The 17,996-nt window shown below is 69.3% G+C and carries 13 protein-coding genes; 8 read left to right on the top strand and 5 right to left on the bottom strand.

Features of this window, described 5'->3' with window-relative positions; translation table 11 throughout:
- The first annotated feature begins 218 nt into the window (after window positions 1–218).
- Entirely contained in the window at window positions 219–614 is a 396-nt protein-coding gene (locus G9Q41_RS19530) for a hypothetical protein (protein WP_092524787.1), read from the top strand.
- Between the two features lie 99 nt (window positions 615–713).
- Here G9Q41_RS19530 and G9Q41_RS19525 read toward each other — a convergent pair whose 3' ends face one another.
- Window positions 714–1,301, bottom strand: a complete 588-nt coding sequence (locus G9Q41_RS19525) for a nitroreductase family protein (RefSeq protein WP_165633732.1) — start codon at window positions 1,299–1,301, stop codon at window positions 714–716.
- Between the two features lie 581 nt (window positions 1,302–1,882).
- On the bottom strand, window positions 1,883–3,124 hold the full coding sequence (locus G9Q41_RS19520; protein ID WP_242687678.1) for a hypothetical protein: 1,242 nt from the start codon (window positions 3,122–3,124) through the stop codon (window positions 1,883–1,885).
- Window positions 3,125–3,428: 304 nt separating this feature from the next.
- Here G9Q41_RS19520 and G9Q41_RS19515 point away from each other — a divergent pair, with 304 nt between their 5' ends.
- From G9Q41_RS19515 to G9Q41_RS19485, 7 genes are all read left to right on the top strand, one after another.
- Window positions 3,429–4,694: an aspartate kinase gene (locus G9Q41_RS19515; RefSeq protein WP_092524783.1), complete on the top strand. Its 1,266-nt coding sequence runs from the start codon at window positions 3,429–3,431 to the stop codon at window positions 4,692–4,694.
- Complete coding sequence (locus tag G9Q41_RS19510) at window positions 4,695–5,774, top strand: aspartate-semialdehyde dehydrogenase (protein WP_092524780.1); 1,080 nt, start codon at window positions 4,695–4,697, stop codon at window positions 5,772–5,774.
- A 307-nt stretch (window positions 5,775–6,081) separates the two neighbouring features.
- Window positions 6,082–7,575 carry a gluconokinase gene (locus tag G9Q41_RS19505; protein WP_165633731.1) on the top strand — a complete coding sequence of 498 codons (1,494 nt, stop codon included), beginning with the start codon at window positions 6,082–6,084 and terminating at the stop codon, window positions 7,573–7,575.
- Between the two features lie 316 nt (window positions 7,576–7,891).
- Window positions 7,892–9,292, top strand: a complete 1,401-nt coding sequence (locus G9Q41_RS19500) for a gluconate:H+ symporter (RefSeq protein WP_165633759.1) — start codon at window positions 7,892–7,894, stop codon at window positions 9,290–9,292.
- 278 nt (window positions 9,293–9,570) lie between these two features.
- Entirely contained in the window at window positions 9,571–10,026 is a 456-nt protein-coding gene (locus G9Q41_RS19495) for a Fur family transcriptional regulator (protein WP_092524774.1), read from the top strand.
- A 36-nt stretch (window positions 10,027–10,062) separates the two neighbouring features.
- Window positions 10,063–11,508 (top strand): catalase, encoded by a 1,446-nt coding sequence (locus G9Q41_RS19490; protein WP_092524772.1) that lies wholly within the window; start codon window positions 10,063–10,065, stop codon window positions 11,506–11,508.
- A gap of 413 nt (window positions 11,509–11,921) precedes the next feature.
- Complete coding sequence (locus G9Q41_RS19485) at window positions 11,922–13,184, top strand: glycosyltransferase family 87 protein (protein ID WP_245695837.1); 1,263 nt, start codon at window positions 11,922–11,924, stop codon at window positions 13,182–13,184.
- A 66-nt stretch (window positions 13,185–13,250) separates the two neighbouring features.
- On the opposite strand, the gene G9Q41_RS19480 is transcribed toward G9Q41_RS19485, so the two are convergent.
- The 3 genes from G9Q41_RS19480 to G9Q41_RS19470 all read right to left on the bottom strand — a co-directional run bounded on the left by G9Q41_RS19480 (window position 13,251) and on the right by G9Q41_RS19470 (window position 17,870).
- Window positions 13,251–14,741 carry a dynamin family protein gene (locus tag G9Q41_RS19480; protein WP_092524768.1) on the bottom strand — a complete coding sequence of 497 codons (1,491 nt, stop codon included), beginning with the start codon at window positions 14,739–14,741 and terminating at the stop codon, window positions 13,251–13,253.
- Window positions 14,738–16,549 carry a dynamin family protein gene (locus tag G9Q41_RS19475; RefSeq protein WP_165633730.1) on the bottom strand — a complete coding sequence of 604 codons (1,812 nt, stop codon included), beginning with the start codon at window positions 16,547–16,549 and terminating at the stop codon, window positions 14,738–14,740. Before G9Q41_RS19475 ends, G9Q41_RS19480 begins: the two co-directional genes overlap by 4 nt.
- 358 nt (window positions 16,550–16,907) lie before the next feature.
- Window positions 16,908–17,870 carry an IniB N-terminal domain-containing protein gene (locus tag G9Q41_RS19470; protein ID WP_165633729.1) on the bottom strand — a complete coding sequence of 321 codons (963 nt, stop codon included), beginning with the start codon at window positions 17,868–17,870 and terminating at the stop codon, window positions 16,908–16,910.
- Between the last annotated feature and the right edge of the window lie 126 nt (window positions 17,871–17,996).

Below are 17,996 nucleotides of genomic sequence, written 5' to 3'. Positions count from 1 at the left end.
CGGGAATTTCTGTCCGGACTTTCCGGGGACTCGGTTTGCTCGCGGCGGTGCCGACTGCTCGGGCTCACAGCGCTCTCGTTGGACAGCGCTCTTCTGTCGGGAGCTCCTGTCCGGGGGTTCCGTCGGCTCGGTTTTGCTCGCGGCGGTGCCGCGGGTGAGGGGAGGATCACGGGGCTACCCATTGGTAAAGTGATCGTGTTTCGTGTCACACTGCCGGTATGTCCGAAGAGGTGGCGAGTTCGACGCGCAGCGGGAAAACGGAGAGCTCTCCCGGTGGGCACCGTCGCCGCGGGAGCTTCGACTTCGCGGCGGCCCGCGCACGCTTCTTCGGAGTGCTCGCCACCGTCGTGCGCTGGGGCTGCACCCTGGCCGCTGCGCTGTCCGCCGCGCACGTGGTGTTCACCCTCGGCGGGGCGAACCCGGACAACGCGCTCACCCGCTTCGTGTCCCACTGGGCGGAGACGGTCGCCCTCGGATTCCAGGACCTCTTCCTCAAACCGGCCGAGCCCGAGCTCGAAGTGCTGCTGAACTACGGCTCGGCGGCGCTGTTCTGGCTGCTCGTCTCCGGCATGTCGGCGCGGATCCTCCACGCGCTGGGAGGTCGCTCCGGCTGACCGGACCGCTCGGTCGGTGCTTCCCGCGTCGGGTCTCGCGCGCCCACCGGCCTCCGACGAGCCGGTGGACGCTTCGCGAGACGAACGAGGCGAGCCCCGTCAGAACGTGGGTTCGTTCCAGGAGCCGCTGAACACGATCCGGTCGAGTTCCATCCGGGAACGCGGAGCGTTCTCCTTCTCCGCCAGCCGATCGGGCAGTTCCGCGGCGTCGCCCTGCGCCCCCACCGCGATCATCACCAGCGGTTCGTAGTCCTCCGGGACGTCGAACGCCTCCCGGGCGGCCTGCCCGTCGAAACCGGCCATCTGGTGAGCCACGAGCCCTTCCGCCCCGGCCTGCAGCACCAGGTTCTCGACGGCCAGCCCCAGCCCGTACTCCCCGTAGGGCAGCTGCTCGCCCTCGTCGTTGACCCGCCTGGCGACCCCGAGGACCAGAGCACCGGCGTTTCCGGCCCAACCGTGGTTACCCCGGGACAGCGCGCCGCGCAGCTTCTCGAAGGTCTCGTCACCCCGACGGCCTGCCACGAAGCGCGCGGGCTGGGTGTTGCCCCAGGAAGGGGCCCACCGCGCCGCCTCGAACAACGCCAGGAACTGCTTGTCGGTCAGCTCCGTGCCCGGGTCCAGCGCGCGCGGGCTCCAGCGTTCGGCGAGGAGTGGGTGGAGCGGAACAGCGGAATCAGCAGGTTTCAAAAGCTCTCCTGGAACGGTTGATCGTGCACTCGGTTAGCCGGCACGTGAGTCGGCGCCTTGCTGTGTTGGGCCGCTCTTGAGTAGCGACCTACGCGGCGAGCGGCCCGGCCTTGCAATGCATCCGACTCACGCACCGGATGTTCTCGTCCTGCTTAGGCTCAGAGCACCTGCGTTGGGGTGAGGGCCTTGATCCGAAGTTACCGGTGAGGGGTGCGGCGATGCGATCGTCGTGGGTGGTTGCGTGGCGGAACCTCAGTCGGCGCCCGGCTGCGGGATCCTCGACATCGGGTAGCGACCTACACAACGTCGAGGCTGTCCTCGCCGGGCACTCGACTGAGAACCCGCGGCGGTGCCGGTTGCTCGGGCTCAGAGCGCTTGCGTTGGGGTGACGCCCTGGTCAGGAGCGCCTGTCCGGCGGTGCCGCGGTTGCTCGGGTGCACCGGATGTTCTCGTCCTGCTTAGGCTCAGAGCACCTGCGTTGGGGTGAGGGCCTTGATCCGAAGTTACCGGTGAGGGGTGCGGCGATGCGATCGTCGTGGGTTGCTCGGGTGGTGTTGCGGCGCGCGCTCGGCGGAGCTCGGTCAGATCGCGTAGGGCCAGACGGCCAGCGCGTAGGCGCTGAACCACGAGCCGAAACCGAGGAACAACGCCAGCGAGACCACCGCCGTGGAAGTGCGTCGCCCGGCCAGCCCGATCGCGATGGGCAGCAGCAGCGGGAACGCGGGCAGCATCAACCTGACCTTGGAGTACATCAGCCCGTCCGAGCCGAGGTCGAGCGCCAGCGTCAGGGCCGCGAACAGCACGATCGGCCAGGCCAACCGCATGCTCAGGCACAGGATCAGCAGCACCACCGCGCAGACCACGAGCAACGCCGTGAGCGTGACGAAGGCGCCCTCGTTCTCGGTCAGCGTCTCGCCGACGAACCGCGAGGTGGCCGCACCCCCGTCGAAGGAGGACGACCAACCGCGCTGCTGCACCTCGAAGTAACCGCCCGGCTCCCCGGTGCGCACCCCCACCCAGGCGAGGTAGCCGAGCATCCCGGCCGGAGCGAGCAGCAGGGCCGCCCACGGCCGCCTGCCGTCCCGCCCACGCGCGATCGCCACCAGCGCGGCCAGCATGACCACGGCGATCAGCACCGCCCCGGTCGGCCGGATCAGCCCGGCCGCCAAGCAGCACAGCCCGGCCAGCAACCAGCGGCGTTCCAGCACGCCGAGCAGGCCCCACGCGGCCGCGGCGCAGAACAGGACCTCAGTGTAGGGCATGGACAGCACGATCGACATCGGTGCCGCGGCGAACAGGACGACCAGCAGCAGCCCGACGCGCTCCGAACCGCCGATCAGCCGTCCCAGCCTGGCCAGCCCGTAGGCGCACACGATCCCGGCAACCAGACTCACCAGGATCCCCGCCTGGGACGCGCCCAGCCCGGGCAGCGTCGCGAGCAGGCGGATCATCAGGGGCAGCCCCGGGAAGAAGGCCAGCGGGGTCTCCTCCGTCCGGTTGCCGTTGCCGTCCACCATCGTGGGATCGACACCGGAGTACCCGTTCGCCGCGATCTCCAGGTACCACTCGGCGTCCCACGAGTACAGCTGGTTCGTGAAGTGCTCGCCCCGGGCCGCCGAGACGGCGGCCAGCACCAGCAATCCCAGGATGCGGACGGTGATGTACAGCACTGCGGGAGCGGCCTTCCGGAGTCGCGTCCGCAGCTCCCCCGAGAGGGGGGTTCCGGTCGGCCCGCCGGACGAGGGTGAACTTATCCGCTGGTCACCGGTGGTTTCCGCGTGCGAGGGAGAGGTCGGGCTGAGCGTTTCGTCGGTCGCGGACAACCTTGAGTGCCTTCCCTCCTCGGCGGCGGATGAGCGTGCTCGACACGCGCGACCAGGCTATCCGCGGCAAACGGGTGTCCTCGAAAACGGTGCTCGTTCGGTAGGCTGGGCTGACAGCGGAGCGGTCCGGGGTGACGCTGCTCGGTCGCCCGGCCGCGGAGTCCGTCGGTGCGGTCCTCGGTCGTCGGTGCGTGCCCCACTCCTCCGGCGGAGAGGCCTCCGGCCGGCGACTTCGTCAACCCGGTGTCAGTGCGAGGCGTCTCGCACGCGGGGCGTCCGCGCGGCGCGAGGAGGTTTGTTTCAGGTGGCGCTCGTCGTCCAGAAGTACGGCGGTTCCTCACTCGAGAGTGCCGATCGGATCAAGCGGGTCGCCGAGCGGATCGTCGAGACCCGCAGGGCCGGAAACGATGTCGTGGTGGTCTGCTCGGCCATGGGCGACACCACCGACGAGCTGCTCGACATGGCTCGGCAGGTGAATCCGGAACCCCCGGAGCGCGAGCTCGACATGCTGCTGACCGCGGGTGAGCGCATCTCCAACGCGCTCGTGGCCATGGCCATCGAGTCCCTCGGTGAGCAGGCGCGATCCCTCTCGGGTTCCCAGGCGGGCGTGATCACCACGTCGGCGCACCAGAACGCGCGGATCATGGACGTCACCCCGGACAGGGTTCGGGAGGCCCTGGACGAGGGCCAGGTCGTGATGGTCGCCGGGTTCCAGGGGGTCAGCCAGGAGAGCAAGGACATCACGACCCTGGGACGCGGTGGCTCGGACACCACGGCCGTGGCGGTCGCGGCCGCGATGGGCGCGGACGTGTGCGAGATCTACACCGACGTCGACGGCGTCTACACGGCCGACCCGCGCATCGCGAAGGACGCCAAGCACCTGGACCGCGTCACCTACGAGGAGATGCTCGAACTCGCGGCCACGGGGGCCAAGGTGCTGCACCTGCGCGCCGTGGAATACGCCCGCAGGTATGCGGTTCCGCTGCACGTCCGCTCGTCGTACTCGTCCAAGCCCGGCACGATCGTGTCCGGATCAGTGGAGGACCTTTCCGTGGAACAGGCCATGATTACCGGCGTGGCGCACGACCGGTCGGAAGCCAAGGTGACCGTGCGCGGTGTCCCGGACAGCAGGGGGGTCGCGGGCAGGATCTTCCGCGCCGTCGCCGATGCCGAGATCGACATCGACATGGTGCTGCAGAACGTCTCCGGGGTGGCCTCCGGGCGTACCGACGTGACGTTCACCGTGGCGAAGAGCAACGGCGCCGAGGCGGTGGCCGAGCTGGAGAAGATCAAGGACGAGGTCGGCTTCCAGGAGGTCGTCTACGACGACGACGTCGGCAAGGTCTCGCTGGTCGGCGCGGGGATGCGCTCCCACCCCGGTGTGACCGCGGCCTTCTGCGAGGCGCTGTCCGACTCCGGAGTGAACATCGAGATCATCAACACCTCCGAGATCCGGATCTCGGTACTGGTGCGGGAATCCCAGCTCGAGGACGCGGTCAGCACGCTGCACTCCGCGTTCGAACTCGGCGGGGAGGAAGACGCCGTGGTTTACGCGGGGAGTGGTCGCTGAATGTCTTCGCAGGAATCGGGAAGCGGCCCCACGGTCGCCATCGTCGGAGCCACCGGTGCGGTCGGCTCGGTCATGATCGAGATCATGAACGCCAGGGAGTCCGTCCCGTGGGGTGAGATCAGGCTCATCGCCTCGCCGCGCTCCGCGGGCAGCACCATCACGGTCCGCGGGGTCGAGCACACCGTGGTCGCCCTTTCGCCGGAGGCCTTCGACGGCGTCGACATCGCCATGTTCGACGTGCCCGACGAGCTCTCCGCGGAGTGGGCGCCGGTCGCGGTCGAGCGCGGGGCCATCGCGGTGGACAACTCCGGCGCCTTCCGGATGGACCCCGAGGTGCCGCTGGTCGTTCCCGAGGTGAACGGTTCCGCGGCCACCCGCCGTCCCAAGGGGATCGTCGCCAACCCCAACTGCACCACCCTGTCCATGATGGCCGCGCTCGGAAGGCTGCACGAGCAGTTCGGCCTCCGCGAGCTGGTGGTTTCCTCCTACCAGGCCGCGTCCGGGTCCGGTCAGGAAGGCGTGGACCGGCTGCGCGCCGAGCTCGACGCGGTCGCGGGCAAGCAGGTGGGCGAGCGCGCCGGTGACGTGTCCGAGGCGATCACTGCCGCGGGGCTGTCGGAGGACTCCCCGTTCAAGGCTCCGCTGGCGCTGAACGTCGTGCCGTGGTGCGGTTCCCGCAAGGAGGACGGCTGGACCTCCGAGGAGCTGAAGGTCCGCAACGAGTCGCGCAAGATCCTGGGGCTGCCGGACCTGAGGGTTTCGGCCACCTGCGTGCGGGTCCCGGTGCTGACCACCCACTCGCTGGCGGTGCACGCGAAGTTCGAGCGCGAGGTCACCGTGGAGCAGGCCCGGCGTTCCTTCGAGCAGGCCCCGTCGATCGTGCTGCAGGACGATCCGGACGGGCCGGACTTCCCGACGCCCGCCGGGGTCGTCGGTGCGGAGCCGACCTACGTCGGCAGGATCCGGCAGGCGCTGGACTTCCCGGAGACCCTCGACTTCTTCGTCTGCGGGGACAACCTGCGCAAGGGCGCCGCGCTGAACACCTACGAGATCGCCGAGACCCTGGTCGAGGCTTCCTGAGGCAGCAGGGCTGATCCACTTTCCGGGGCCCGGAGGGCGCACCGCGGTGCGCCCTCCGGGCCCCGGACTTTCCGCCTGCCGTGGCGGTGGTTTCGCCGGATTCCGCGCGGACGGATCGCCACGAGCAAGCCGGGGCGGGCATCTCCTGCCGCTGGGTGGTCGATCTCGACGTGTTCGCGCGGCGCGGTGGTGATGCGGGCTGAGAGCGCGGTTCGGACGGCCGTGCTCGCCCGGTGCCTCACCCCCGCGTGGATGGCATGTGTCTCGTCCATCGGGACCAGCGCGCGCTGGCGGATAGGTTAGGGGCATGAGCGCATCCGGAACTCAGGAGGTCGTCCTCGGCCTGGACCTCGGTTCGACGGCCACCAAGGCCGTAGCCGCCGATCGGGCCGGAACGGTGTTGCATCTGACCGAACGCGAGAACGGAATGCGCACCGAGGAGCCGGGGGAGGCCGTCCAGGACGCCGCGGCGGTGCGGGATTCCGCGTTCGCCGCGTTGACCGAGTGTGTGAGTTGGACGCAGCAGGCCGGTTACCGAGTGCGGGCGTTGTCGTTCAGCACCGCCATGCACTCGCTGCTCGGTCTCGACGCGGAGGGCGAGCCGGTGACTCCGGCTTTTCACCTGTCCGACAGTCGGTGCGCGGACGTCGCCGAGAAGCTGCGCGGTGACTGGGAGCGCGCCGCCCGGCTGCACCACGCCACCGGAACGCCGGTGCACCCCCAGTCGGTCATGGTCAAGCTGGCGTGGTTGACGCAGCAGCGTCGTGACCTCGTCGAACCGGTGGCGAGCTGGTGCGCGCTGAAGGACTTCGTGTTCACCGCGTTCACCGGCGAGTTCGTCACGGACCAGTCCCTGGCCTCGGGCAGCGGGCTGCAGGAGATGGCCACGCTGGACTGGCACGACGAGGCGTTGTCCACGGCCGGGGTGAGCAGGCAGCAGCTCCCGGAGATCAAGGCCCCGACCGATGTCCTGCCCCTGGCGGCGGAGGCCGCCCGCGCCACCGGTCTGCCGGAGGGGCTTCCGGTGGTGCTCGGCGCGGGGGACGGACCGCTGGGCAATCTCGGGGTCGGCGCGGTCAACACCGGGGTGGCCGGTTTGTCCCTCGGGACCAGCGGGGCGTTGCGCGTGGTGCGGGACTCCCCGGGAGTGGACGAGCGCTGCCGCACGTTCTGCTACTACCTGGCGGACGGTCTGTGGGTCTCGGGAGGTGCCGTGAGCAACGGTGCCGTCGTCGGCCAGTGGGCCTCAGAGGCGTTCGGCGTGGACGTGGCCGACCTGATGGACGAGGCCCTGCAGGTCCCCGCCGGGGCGCGCGGGCTGGTGGCGCTGCCTTATCTGATGGGCGAGCGGGCCCCGTGGTGGGAGCCGGGACTGACCGGTTCGCTGATCGGGCTGCGCCGCGTGCACGGCCGGGCCGACATCACTCGTGCCCTGCTGGAGGGAGTTGCCCAGCAGCTCGCGCTCGTGCGGGACGCGGTGGTCGAGACCGGAGCCGAGGTTCGCGCGGTCCGGGCCACCGGCGGTGGTTTCCGCAGCCGGGTCTGGGCCGAGGCCATAGCCGCCGCGCTGGGGATCGAGCTCGAGCTGGCCGACGACAGCGGGGGCTCCGCGCTGGGGGCCGTGCTGGTGGCCTGGCGTGCTCTCGGTGAGTTGGACTCGCTGGAGGAGGCGGCGGATCTGGTGCGCCCCAGCCGGACGGTTCCCCCGGATCACGAGGCGGCGCGGATGCTGCGGAAGCAGCGCGGTGGGCTCGAGCGGCTGCACCGTGCGGTGAGCGAGCTGGCCCCGCGCGCCGACTGACCCCTCCGGGCGGGTGGCCTCGGGGTGGGGGTGTTCCGGCGCGTGGCGTCGAACCCCCCGTCCGGGCGCCAAGCTCCGTCGCGTCGGGGGCGTCTTCGGCGATCCGGCGGGAGTCCCGGTTTCCCGGGCATGTGATTACTCTCGGGTAGCAACTGGCAGTGCTCTGTGTCAACAATGTGAACGTCAATGAAAAAAAGTATGACTGAAGCGATACAGAGCTCTGGCGGTCAATGGGTTCGCCTTGTGAGGATCCCCCGTGTTCGGCATCCATTTGGGTGATGCCCGGTGGTGATAGAGGGGCAGATTCTTGCAAGGAGTGATCGCGGCGGCCGAGCCTGCCGCCGAGTCCACGTTGGGGGCGGGAGTCACGCTCGCCGTGGCGGCGGGGGCCGTCGCGGTGCTGTTGCTGATGATCGTCTTCCTCAAGATGCAGCCGATGATCGCGTTGCTGGCTGTCAGCATCGCCACGGCGCTGGTGCTGGGGATCCCGCTCGACCAGGTGATGAGCACCCTCAACGACGGGCTCGGGGGGACGCTCGCCGAAGTCGCCCTGATAGTCGGCTTCGGCGCGATGCTCGGTCGGATGCTGGAGATATCCGGCGGCGCCTCGGTGCTGGCCGAGGCGCTGGTACGCCGGTTCGGTGAACGGCGGGCACCGCTCGCGCTCGGGATCGCCGCGCTGCTGTTCGGCTTCCCGATCTTCCTCGACGCCGGCGTGGTCATCTTCCTGCCGATCGTGTTCACGGTCGCCCGCAGGCTCGGCGGCTCGGTGCTGCGCTACGCGCTGCCGGTGGTCGGTGCCTTCGCCGTCATGCACGCCTTCGTCCCTCCGCACCCCGGTCCGGTCTCGGCCGCGGGGCTGATCGGGGCCAACACCGGTCTGCTGCTGCTGGTCGGACTCGTCGTCGGTATCCCGACCTGGTTCATCTCCGGTTACCTCTTCGGCGTCTGGAACGGCAGTCGGGTCTTCCTGTCCATCCCGGAGGACTCCACCGCCTCGGGGCAGGACGCCGCCTCGGACAAGCCCAGGCCGAGCATGAAGACCGTCATCGGCCTGCTCCTGCTGCCGCTGGTGCTGATCTTCCTGCGCACCGGCCTCGACACGCTGGTCTCCGAGGACGTGGTCGACTCCGGGTCCCAGGCGGTGCAGGCCGCAATCCTCATCGGGCAGAGCCCGGTGGCCCTGGCCATCGCGGTGCTGGCCGCCTCGGTCGTGCTCGGCCTCAAGCGCGGCATGAGCGGCAAGGAGATCGAGAGCGAGCTCACGTCCAGTCTCTCGACGATCGCCGCCGTCATCCTGATCACCGGTGCCGGTGGCATGTTCGGCGCCGTGCTGGGCGAGGCCGGCGTGGGCAACGCGCTGGCCGAGGGGCTCAACGACGCGGGGATTCCGCTGATCGTCGCCGCCTTCCTGATCGCCGTGGTGATGCGCGTGGCGCAGGGTTCGGCGACCGTCGCGCTGACCACCTCCGCCGGTTTCATCGCTCCCGCCGTGACCGCGGCCTCCGGGGTGACCTCGGTCGACCTGTGCCTGATCGTCATCGCCATCGCCTCGGGGTCGACGGTGCTGTCCCACGTCAACGACTCCGGCTTCTGGCTGGTGGGCAGGCTGCTCGGCATGGACGTGCCGACCACGCTCAAGACCTGGACCGTCATGGAGACGTTGATCGGTGTGGTCGGGTTCCTGATCTCCTGGGGGCTGTCCCTGGTTCTGTGAGGCTCGCCCGCTTCCGGGGCTCCTCCCGGAAGCGGGCCGGAGTCGGGAGGATCACTTCACGGGCGCGTCGCGGTGAGCACCGCGGCGCGCCCGTCGTTTCGGTGCCGGCGGGGCCGCGTGATCCCGATGCGGCGCGGTCGCCGCGCTCCGCGCGCCGGGTCCGGGTGAACTCGCTCACTCGGCGGAGTGCTCCGCGCGAAGCATCGATCACGTCCGAGTGGACCTCTCGCGTGTTTTCTTGACTTATTCCAATCTGTGCGTGGCATACTGGCAGAGCTATGGCACCCAGCACGAGATCCAGCGGTCATTCCGCAGCGAGCAGCGCACGTGAGAGGTTGCGTGCGTCCGGACTGCGGGCGACCGCGCCGCGCACGGCCGTGCTCGACTGGCTGTCGGACAACCCGCACTCGACCGCCGACCAGGTGGCCGATGCCGTGCGACAGCACCTCGGCTCGGTGTCCACCCAGGCCGTTTACGACGTGCTGCACGCGTGCACGGCCGCAGGGTTGTTGCGCAGGATCGAACCGGCCGGTCATCCGGCGCGTTTCGAGTCCCGCACAGCCGACAACCATCATCACCTGGTGTGTCGTGCTTGCGGTAGGACCGAGGACGTCGACTGCGTCCAGGGCGCGGCGCCGTGCCTGACGCCTTCGTCGACCTCCGGGTACTCCATCGACGAAGCGGAGATCGTGTTCTGGGGTCAGTGCCCCGATTGCAAGTCCGCCGCGGAGTGATCGACGGACGCCAAACCACCACGAGGAGGAACGATCGTGAGTTCGCCACGACCCACGACGACCAACGCCGGCATTCCGGTGGCCAGCGACGACCACTCGCTGACGGCAGGTCCCAACGGTCCGGTGCTGCTGCAGGACCACTACATGATCGAGAAGAACGCGCAGTTCAACCGGGAGCGGGTTCCCGAGCGCGTGGTGCACGCCAAGGGTGGTGGCGCATTCGGCTTCTTCGAGACCACCGAGGACGTGAGCCAGTACACCAAGGCTGCGCTGTTCCAGCCCGGCGTCAAGACCGAGACGCTGATCCGGTTCTCCTCGGTCGCGGGTGAGCTGGGGTCCCCCGACACCTGGCGCGACCCGCGCGGCACGGCCATCAAGTTCTACACCTCCGAGGGCAACTTCGACCTCGTGGGCAACAACACCCCGGTGTTCTTCATCAGGGACGCGATCAAGTTCCCCGACTTCATCCGCTCCCAGAAGCGCCGCGCGGACAACCACCTGCGCGACCACGACATGCAGTGGGACTTCTGGAGCCAGTGCCCCGAGTCGGCCCACCAGGTCACCTGGCTGATGGGTGACCGGGGCATCCCGAAGACCTGGCGGAACATGAACCTCTACGGCTCCCACACCTACCTGTGGGAGAACGCCAAGGGCGAGAAGTTCTGGGTCAAGTACCACTTCAAGACCGACCAGGGGCACGACTTCCTCACCCAGGAGGAGGCCGACCGGCTGGCCGGTGAGGACAGCGACGCCCACATCCGTGACCTGTGGTCCAGCATCAAGTCCGGCAACAACCCGAGCTGGACGCTGTACGTGCAGGTCATGCCGCTCGAGGAGGCCGCTGAGTACCGGTTCAACCCGTTCGACCTGACCAAGGTGTGGCCGCACGGCGACTACCCGCTGATCAAGGTCGGCCGGTTCGTGCTCAACCGCAACCCGGAGAACTACTTCGCGCAGATCGAGCAGGCCGCCTTCGAGCCGTCCAACCTGGTCCCGGGCACCGGCACCTCGCCGGACAAGATGCTGCAGGGTCGGCTGTTCTCCTACCCGGACGCCCACCGCTACCGCATCGGCCCGAACTACATGGACCTGCCGGTCAACCGGCCCACCGCACAGGTGAACTCCTACGCCAAGGACGGCCCGATGCGGTACAGCTACGGGCAGGACCCGGTGTACGCGCCGAACTCCTACGGAGGCCCGCACGCCGACACGCGCAACGGCAGCGAGGACTCCGCTCAGGGGCTCGAGCAGGAGGTCGTCCGCACGGCCTACGAGAAGCACGCCGAGGACGACGACTTCGGCCAGGCCGGGACCATGGTCCGCGAGGTCTTCAGCGAGGAGGAGCGGCAGCGCTTCGTGAACAACGTCGCGGGCCACCTGTCCAAGGGCGTCAGCCAGCCCATCCTGGACCGCGCGCTGCAGTACTGGCGGAACGTGGACAAGGACACCGGCGACAAGATCGCCGAGAAGGTCCAGAACTGACGCTTCGCGGACTCGCGTGAGGCGTCGCGGTGGTCGCGGGAGGTTCCCCCGTGACCACCGGGTCGGCCCCGGAGGTCGACCGGGTTGCCGCTGACCGCGCTTCCCACCACGTGATCTGGCCCGGTGGTGCACGCCGCACCGCCGGGCCCGATTTCTGTCCCGGGCCAGCTACCGGGCCCCGCTTCCGGGAGGGCCGGCCCCCGGCGGGGATTCCGAAGACGGGACGCGGCGGAATGGGAAAAATCCAGTTATCGGATCGAGATAGGGATGTGACCGTGTGTAGTTGATGTAGCTTGTTGGAGATGTTCGAAGGTCGTGCTGTCCTGACCAGGAGATCGGAACTCCTGCCGGACGAAGAGGGAACCGATTCGCGAGGCGAGTTATACCGGTTAGTGGAGAAATGCGCTCCCCTCGTGACGGTGGTATCGGCGGGACTGCTTCTGTGGACGCTGCTCTCCGACGTGGCGAGTCAGCAGACCTGGCCCGATCACGAGGTTTACCGCAGAGCGGTGCACGCCTGGATCTCCGGTGGGGAGGTGCTGACCTCGCACGCCCCGGTAAGCAACGACGGTCCGCTGCCCTGGGTCTACCCCCCGTTCGCCCTGCTGCCGTTGACCCCGCTGGCCGTGCTGCCGCTCAAGCTGGACATCACGCTGCTCTACCTGGTCAACGTGGTCGCGCTGGTGGGGACGTTGTACCTGGTGCTGCGCCGCGCGGTCCCCCGGCTGGGCGGCAGGACGGCCTTGGCGGTAGCCGTCGTCGCGGCGCAGTCCTGCCTGCTGATCGACCCGGTGGCGAATTCGTTCGGGCAGGGCCAGATCAACATAGTTCTGATGGGGCTCGTGGCCTTCGACTGCCTCGTTTCCACGCCGCGTTGGCCGCGCGGAATGCTGATCGGAACAGCAGCAGCGGTGAAGCTGGTTCCGGCGGCTTTCGTGCTGCTGTTTCTGGTGCGCGGGAATTTCCGGGCGGTCTCGTCGGTCGTGGCCACTTTCCTCGGCGCCACGCTGAGCGGTTTCGTGGTGGACTTCGGCGCCTCGATGGACTACTGGTTCGGGCAGGGGCCCGCGGCCGCTGCGTTCGGCTCGCCGCTGCGCGGCAACCAGTCGGTGCTGGCCGTGCTGTCCCGCACGGATCTCGAACCGACGGCACGCTTCGTCGGCTGGATCGTGCTCTGCCTGCTGCTGGCCGCCGCGACCGCCTACTGCGCCCACCGCGGCAGCACGCCGCTGGCCGTGACGACCATCGGCGTGTTCTCCCTGCTCGTCTCACCGACGGCGTGGTCGAACCACTGGGTGTGGATCGTCCCCGCCATCCTGTTGATGATCGTGCACGGGCTGCTCGACCGCGGTTTCCCGTGGCTGTTCGCGGCCGTGGCCTCGATCCTGGTCATCAGGGCGGCACCGTACACCGATCTCCCGGCCGAACGGGACAGCATGGTCGAGCTCGGGGTGCTGGAGCAGTTGAGCGCCGCCTCCTACGTCCTGCTGGGGGCGGGGCTGGTTCTCGCGCTGCTGGTGACCCTGCTGGCCCACGACGTCTCCGCGGGCGAGCCGCCGTGGCGGAATCGCGGTGCCGCACCCGCGCCCACCGGGCACTTGGGGCCGTCCCCGGCGCGGTTGAGCGGTGCTCCCGCCCCACCGCAGCGGGAAGTCGAACCGACGAGCTCCCGGTGAGTCGGAGGCGGCCCACCGCGCCTCCCTACGCCGGAGTCCCGGCCCGCACCGAGCGGCGCACCCCGGTCACTGGGCGTTGCACAGCGCGGCCAGCATCCGTTCGCAGCTGCGCTGGACGGTGCGGACGGCTTCGCGGTGCGCCCGGTCGAAGAGCGGATCGGAGGCCAGCGCCCGCCAGCGTCGGGTGACCGCTCCCGCGCGCTCGACCAGCTCCCGGGGCTGGGTCTGCGCCGGCAGGCCGAGCCGGGCCTGCGGTTGGGGACCGTAGGCCCCCAGCAGCCTCTCGGCCTCCTCGCGCAGCCCGGGGGGCAGCCGCAGCTGCCGCGACCACAGCCCGGAGAGCGTGCGCAGCTCGTCCCACTCGTGGGCGTTGGCCAGCAACCGGTCCAGTTCCCCCTGGAGCTGCCTGCTCCCCGGGCGAGGGTTGGCCCGCAGCACCATGTCCACGGCCATCAGCACCGAACGCGCGCGCAGCGCCTCCTGGCGCTCCACGAACTGCAGGTGCACCGCCTCCTGCAGGGCACCGATCCTGCTCTCGTCCAGCAGCGCCGTGCGCAGCCTGGCGAAGTCGCTCGTTCCCTGCCCGAGCAGCGCCAGGGCCCGCTGCAACCCGAACAGGCCGAACTCGCGCAGCAGGTTCTGCCTGGTCTCGGTGTCGAGCTCCTCCGGCTCGGTCGCCTTCGAGAACCTGTCCGCCGACAGCAGCTGCTCCTCGAGCCGTTGCCGGGGCAGCGCGGCGAGGGCGAGCAGCGCGTCGAAGCGCTGCTGGTCCAGCGTGGCCCCGGCCTGGGCGAGCAGCCCGGCCACGGGGACGACGTACTGCGCGAAGGAGCGCACCTTCGGGTCCTGCCGGTGGTGGGCGGCCATCCGCTCCGCGGTGTCCACCGAGTCGTCACTGCCGGTTGCCGCTTCGTCGGCCCTGGACAGCGCGAGAACGGTGTTGATCGGGGCCCTGCGCGCGACCCGCAGCTCGTGCACCGAGTGCAGGAACTGGATGTCGGTCTGCTGCGGGTGCCGGGTCAGGTACAGGACCGCATCGGCCTCGGAGAGTATCTGCGCGAGCGCGGACCTGCCGGTCTCCTGCACGGCCGTCGAGGCGACACCGGGGGTCTCGATCAGCGTGATCGCCTGCAGCCCCGGCGAGGGGGACTCGATCACCAGTCGGGCCACCTCGTCGGGGCGCCAGCGCTGCAGGTCGCGGATGGTGGCCGGGTCCAGCTTGCCCGTGGACATGGTCTGCTGGGTCCCGTGCGGGGTGTGCACGGTGATCCTGGGTTCGGTGCCGTAGCGGAACACCGTGTTGACCTGGGTGCGCTCCTCGGGGTCGCTCGGGGCTAGTTCGGAGCCGACCAGCGCGTTGATCAGCGTGGACTTGCCCGACTTCACCCGGCCGGTCACGGCCATGCGGAGTGGTTCGGACAACCTCTCCAGACGGGTGCGCAGCCAACCCGCGGTGCGCGGGTCGTCGCGGTAGAAGGTCATGGTCCGCAGCAGCAGCGCCCTGGCCTGCCCCAGCAGTCCCGTCGGGGCGTTCTCGTCGTCGTTCGGTGCGTTCATGCTGCTGCTATGCGGTTGGACGTCAGCGTGCTGGCCCGTTTGCGCAGCACGTTGAGCTCCTCGAGCTTCTTCTTGATCTCCCTGGCGCGCGCGTCCCTGTCCACGGCGTCCTGCTCTGCCATGCGCTTGGTGTCCTGAATGGATCGGCTGATTCTGATCTGGGCCTGCTCGGTGATCTGATTGCAGTGGTCGTGCAGGGTCTGGTGCATGTGGCGGATGGAGTCGCGTGCTTCCTTGTTGACCTGGAACACCACGTGCTCGACGTAGCGCTGCACCGCCGTGCGGGCCTCGGCCTGGCGGCGCTTCAGCCTGCTGTCCTTCTCCTCGTTGAGGCTCTTGCTGCCCAGCACCAGCCCCGCGGAGATGGAGACCACGTTCATCAGCGGAAGCCCCGCCATCTTGGTTACCAGGCCGAACATCAGCACACCGCCGTAGGACCCGCGCAGCCCGGTCAGGATCTGGTCCTTGCGCGGGAAGCTCGCGTTCTTCGGAGCCTTGGGGTCGGGGACCCGTTGCAGCGGGTCCGGGACGGGGATCGGGTCGCTGCTGGGCAGGGTTCGCACGTGCTCCCGGAGCAGCTCGTCGGAGACCTGTTCGGTTATCCGCTCCCTGCGCCGGTCCAGCCAGCCGAAGGTTTCCGCGACCGCCTCGGACAGGTTCTCCTTCAGCCAGTCCTCGAAGTCCTCCCACGTGGTGCTCGGATCCGCCTCGTCCAGCGTTTCGTTGGCCTGGTGCAGCACGGCCCAGCTGCGTTCCCTGAAGTCGTACTCGATGTCGGAGTACAGCTCCTGCACCGCGTCGGAGAGGGTCTTCTGCCAGCGCCCGGACAACCGCTTGAGGTCCTCGGCCCGGCGCTGCGCCGCCTCCAGCTCCAGCAGCGTCTCGGTGGCCGTGCGGGGGCTCTGGTTGTTCAGCTCCTCGCGGAGCGAGTTGGTGATCTGGTCGATCGCCTCGGTCACGTTGTGCGCCACGAGCTTGCGGGTGAGCTGCTCGTGGGCGCTGGCCATCTCCTTGCGGAGGTAGTCCAGCAGCGGCGGGAAACCGGACTCGGCGTTGAGGTCCTGGTTCTTCTCCCGCATCGCCCGGGCGCGGATCTTGGACGAGACCGGGAATATCTTGCCCGCGATGCCCGCGTTGGCGAGGTGCTTGCGGTTGAGCTCGACGATCCGGCGCCAGTCGGGGACGAAGTCCGCCTTGGGCTGCACGAGTGCGATGTTCGGGCACATCGCGGTCACTCTGCGCAGGAAGTTCAGCTCGTTGGTCGTCAGCTCCTGCGTGGTGTCCGAGACCATGAGCAGGGCGTCGGCCTCCGCCACGGCGGCTTCGGTGATCGCGCCCAGCGAGCTGACCGCGCCGCCGACGGCCGGGGTGTCCATGAGGGCGAGCCCGTTCTCCAGCAGGGCGCGGGGCAGGCCGACCTCGGTCCTGCTGACGGAGCGGCCGTTGCGCACGGCCCGGTCCAGCTCGTCGTGCAGCTGGTCCACCGGTACCGGCAGCCGGTCGCCTCCGACGGCGCTCTGCGTGGTCTCCTGCTCGACGAGCTGTGCCGATGGCTCGGAGGAGTGACGCACGACCGTGGGGACGGCGGTGCTCACGTTCTCGCCCGTGGCGCACACGGGCGCGTTGACCAGAGAATTGATCAGCTCGCTCTTGCCCTGCTCCGGCTCACCGACGACGAGGACGAGCTGTGCTGGATCGAGCACCCGGCTGCGGATCTGCCGTAATCGGTTCTCCAGATCCGTCCGCTGCGCCTCGGCACACTCGGCCTCCGCGCGGTCGATGAGTTCCACGAGTGCCGTTTCGATCACGTTGAGATTGTGCACGGCTACACGATCGGAGGAAAAATCGGCCAGCCGGAGCTACGGAGCGTTGGGAGAAAAGTTCGATGCGAGTAACCGGAGCAACGGGGGCCGGGGCCGCGCTGCCGGGGTCGCGAGCTCGGTGCGCCGGCCTCGTGGAGGCGCTGGTGTCGAAACGGCGTGCCGAGCGGGTCGCCGACCGCCGCGGGCGCGCTACCGCGGCTGCCGATCGGTGACCGCCGGGCTCCGTGGAGAGAGGGGGCACACGGAACCCGGCGGCCTTGCCCGCTCAGGTCAGAGCACGCTCACGGCGGTGCCGTGAGTCTTCCGGAAACCGTTCGCGGTGACCGCTCGGTCTCCGAGTGGATCAGAGCAGGTCCAGCGGCAGGTCCGAGGTGGCGCCCCCGACGACGCCCTCGGCCTCGTTGACCACGCCGCCGACCGCGCCGCCGGCCACACCGCCGACCGCGCCGGTGGCGCCGTCCAGCGTGTTGTCGACCGCACCGGTGGCACCCTCCAGCGTGGAGCCGTCCGTGACGTTGCCGGCGGTGGTGTCCACGGTGCTGGTGGCGTCGTCCAGCGTGCTGTTCACCGTGCCGAGCGCGGCACCGCCCGCACCGGCGGCCACGTCCACACCGGTGTCGACCGTGCCGTTGACGGTGCCCAGGGCGCCGTCAACCGTGTTGTTGACGGTGTCGCCCGCGGTGTCGACCGTGCCGTTGACGGTGTCGCCCGCCGTGTCGACCGTGCTGTCCACGGAGCCGACGGCGCTGTTGGCGACGTCGTTACCGCTGGCGACGTCGTGCACGTTGACCAGGTTCTGGGAGTCCTGGTTCTCGACGTCGACGTTGTTCTCGACGCTGCTGCCCTGGGCCTGCTCCATGGACTTGTCGACGTCGCCCTCGGAGGAGAAGACCGCGGCGGGGGAGTTGTCCGAGCTCATGGTTTCCGTCGCTTCCTGTTGCTCGTTGTTCTGTCCGGGTTCGAGCTGGTTGATCGCGACGTGCTGCGTGCTCGCCGTGAACGTGTCGATGCTGGGCTGTGCGGTCCGGTCGTACTCGGTGACGACGTCGGCCGGTGCGTAGTCCAGCATGAGTGACGAGGCGTGCAGCACCTGCGTCGCGCTCAATTCCCCCAGTCCGGCGTTGTCCAGCGTGCCGCGCGGATCGGCGTCGAACGCCGAACGCGTCTCCGGATTGCCGACGAGGCGGGTCAGGAATTCCTGGAGCGTCGGCTGCCCCGGTGCGGCTACCTGCGAGGTGGCCGGTTCTGGAGTGGGGAACTCGGAGTCGTCCCGCCCGGTGGCCTGCTCCGGCTGTGCGTTCGGCATCGCTGGCGTTCTCCTGAACTCAAGCCGTAGGTGGTCCGCTGCCAGGGCGAGTTGACCGATCCCCTTGTTCCTTGCCCAACAAGTTACGGCGGGGAATGGGGGTCGCCCATCGGGAGCCACTCCTAG

Source organism: Actinopolyspora sp. BKK2 (assembly GCF_011291845.1).
Lineage (GTDB): Bacteria > Actinomycetota > Actinomycetes > Mycobacteriales > Pseudonocardiaceae > Actinopolyspora > Actinopolyspora saharensis.
Note: the sequence above shows the minus strand (reverse complement) of the source record. Positions and strands in the feature narration are given on the sequence as shown.

Excerpts from the sequence above, each read along its gene's own strand:
- G9Q41_RS19480 (WP_092524768.1), bottom strand. The coding sequence starts at position 14,741 with ATGAACGCACCGAACGACGACGAGAACGCCCCGACGGGACTGCTGGGG.
- G9Q41_RS19470 (WP_165633729.1), bottom strand. The coding sequence starts at position 17,870 with ATGCCGAACGCACAGCCGGAGCAGGCCACCGGGCGGGACGACTCCGAG.
- G9Q41_RS19510 (WP_092524780.1), top strand. The coding sequence starts at position 4,695 with ATGTCTTCGCAGGAATCGGGAAGCGGCCCCACGGTCGCCATCGTCGGA.
- G9Q41_RS19505 (WP_165633731.1), top strand. The coding sequence starts at position 6,082 with ATGAGCGCATCCGGAACTCAGGAGGTCGTCCTCGGCCTGGACCTCGGT.
- G9Q41_RS19495 (WP_092524774.1), top strand. The coding sequence starts at position 9,571 with ATGGCACCCAGCACGAGATCCAGCGGTCATTCCGCAGCGAGCAGCGCA.
- G9Q41_RS19530 (WP_092524787.1), top strand. The coding sequence starts at position 219 with ATGTCCGAAGAGGTGGCGAGTTCGACGCGCAGCGGGAAAACGGAGAGC.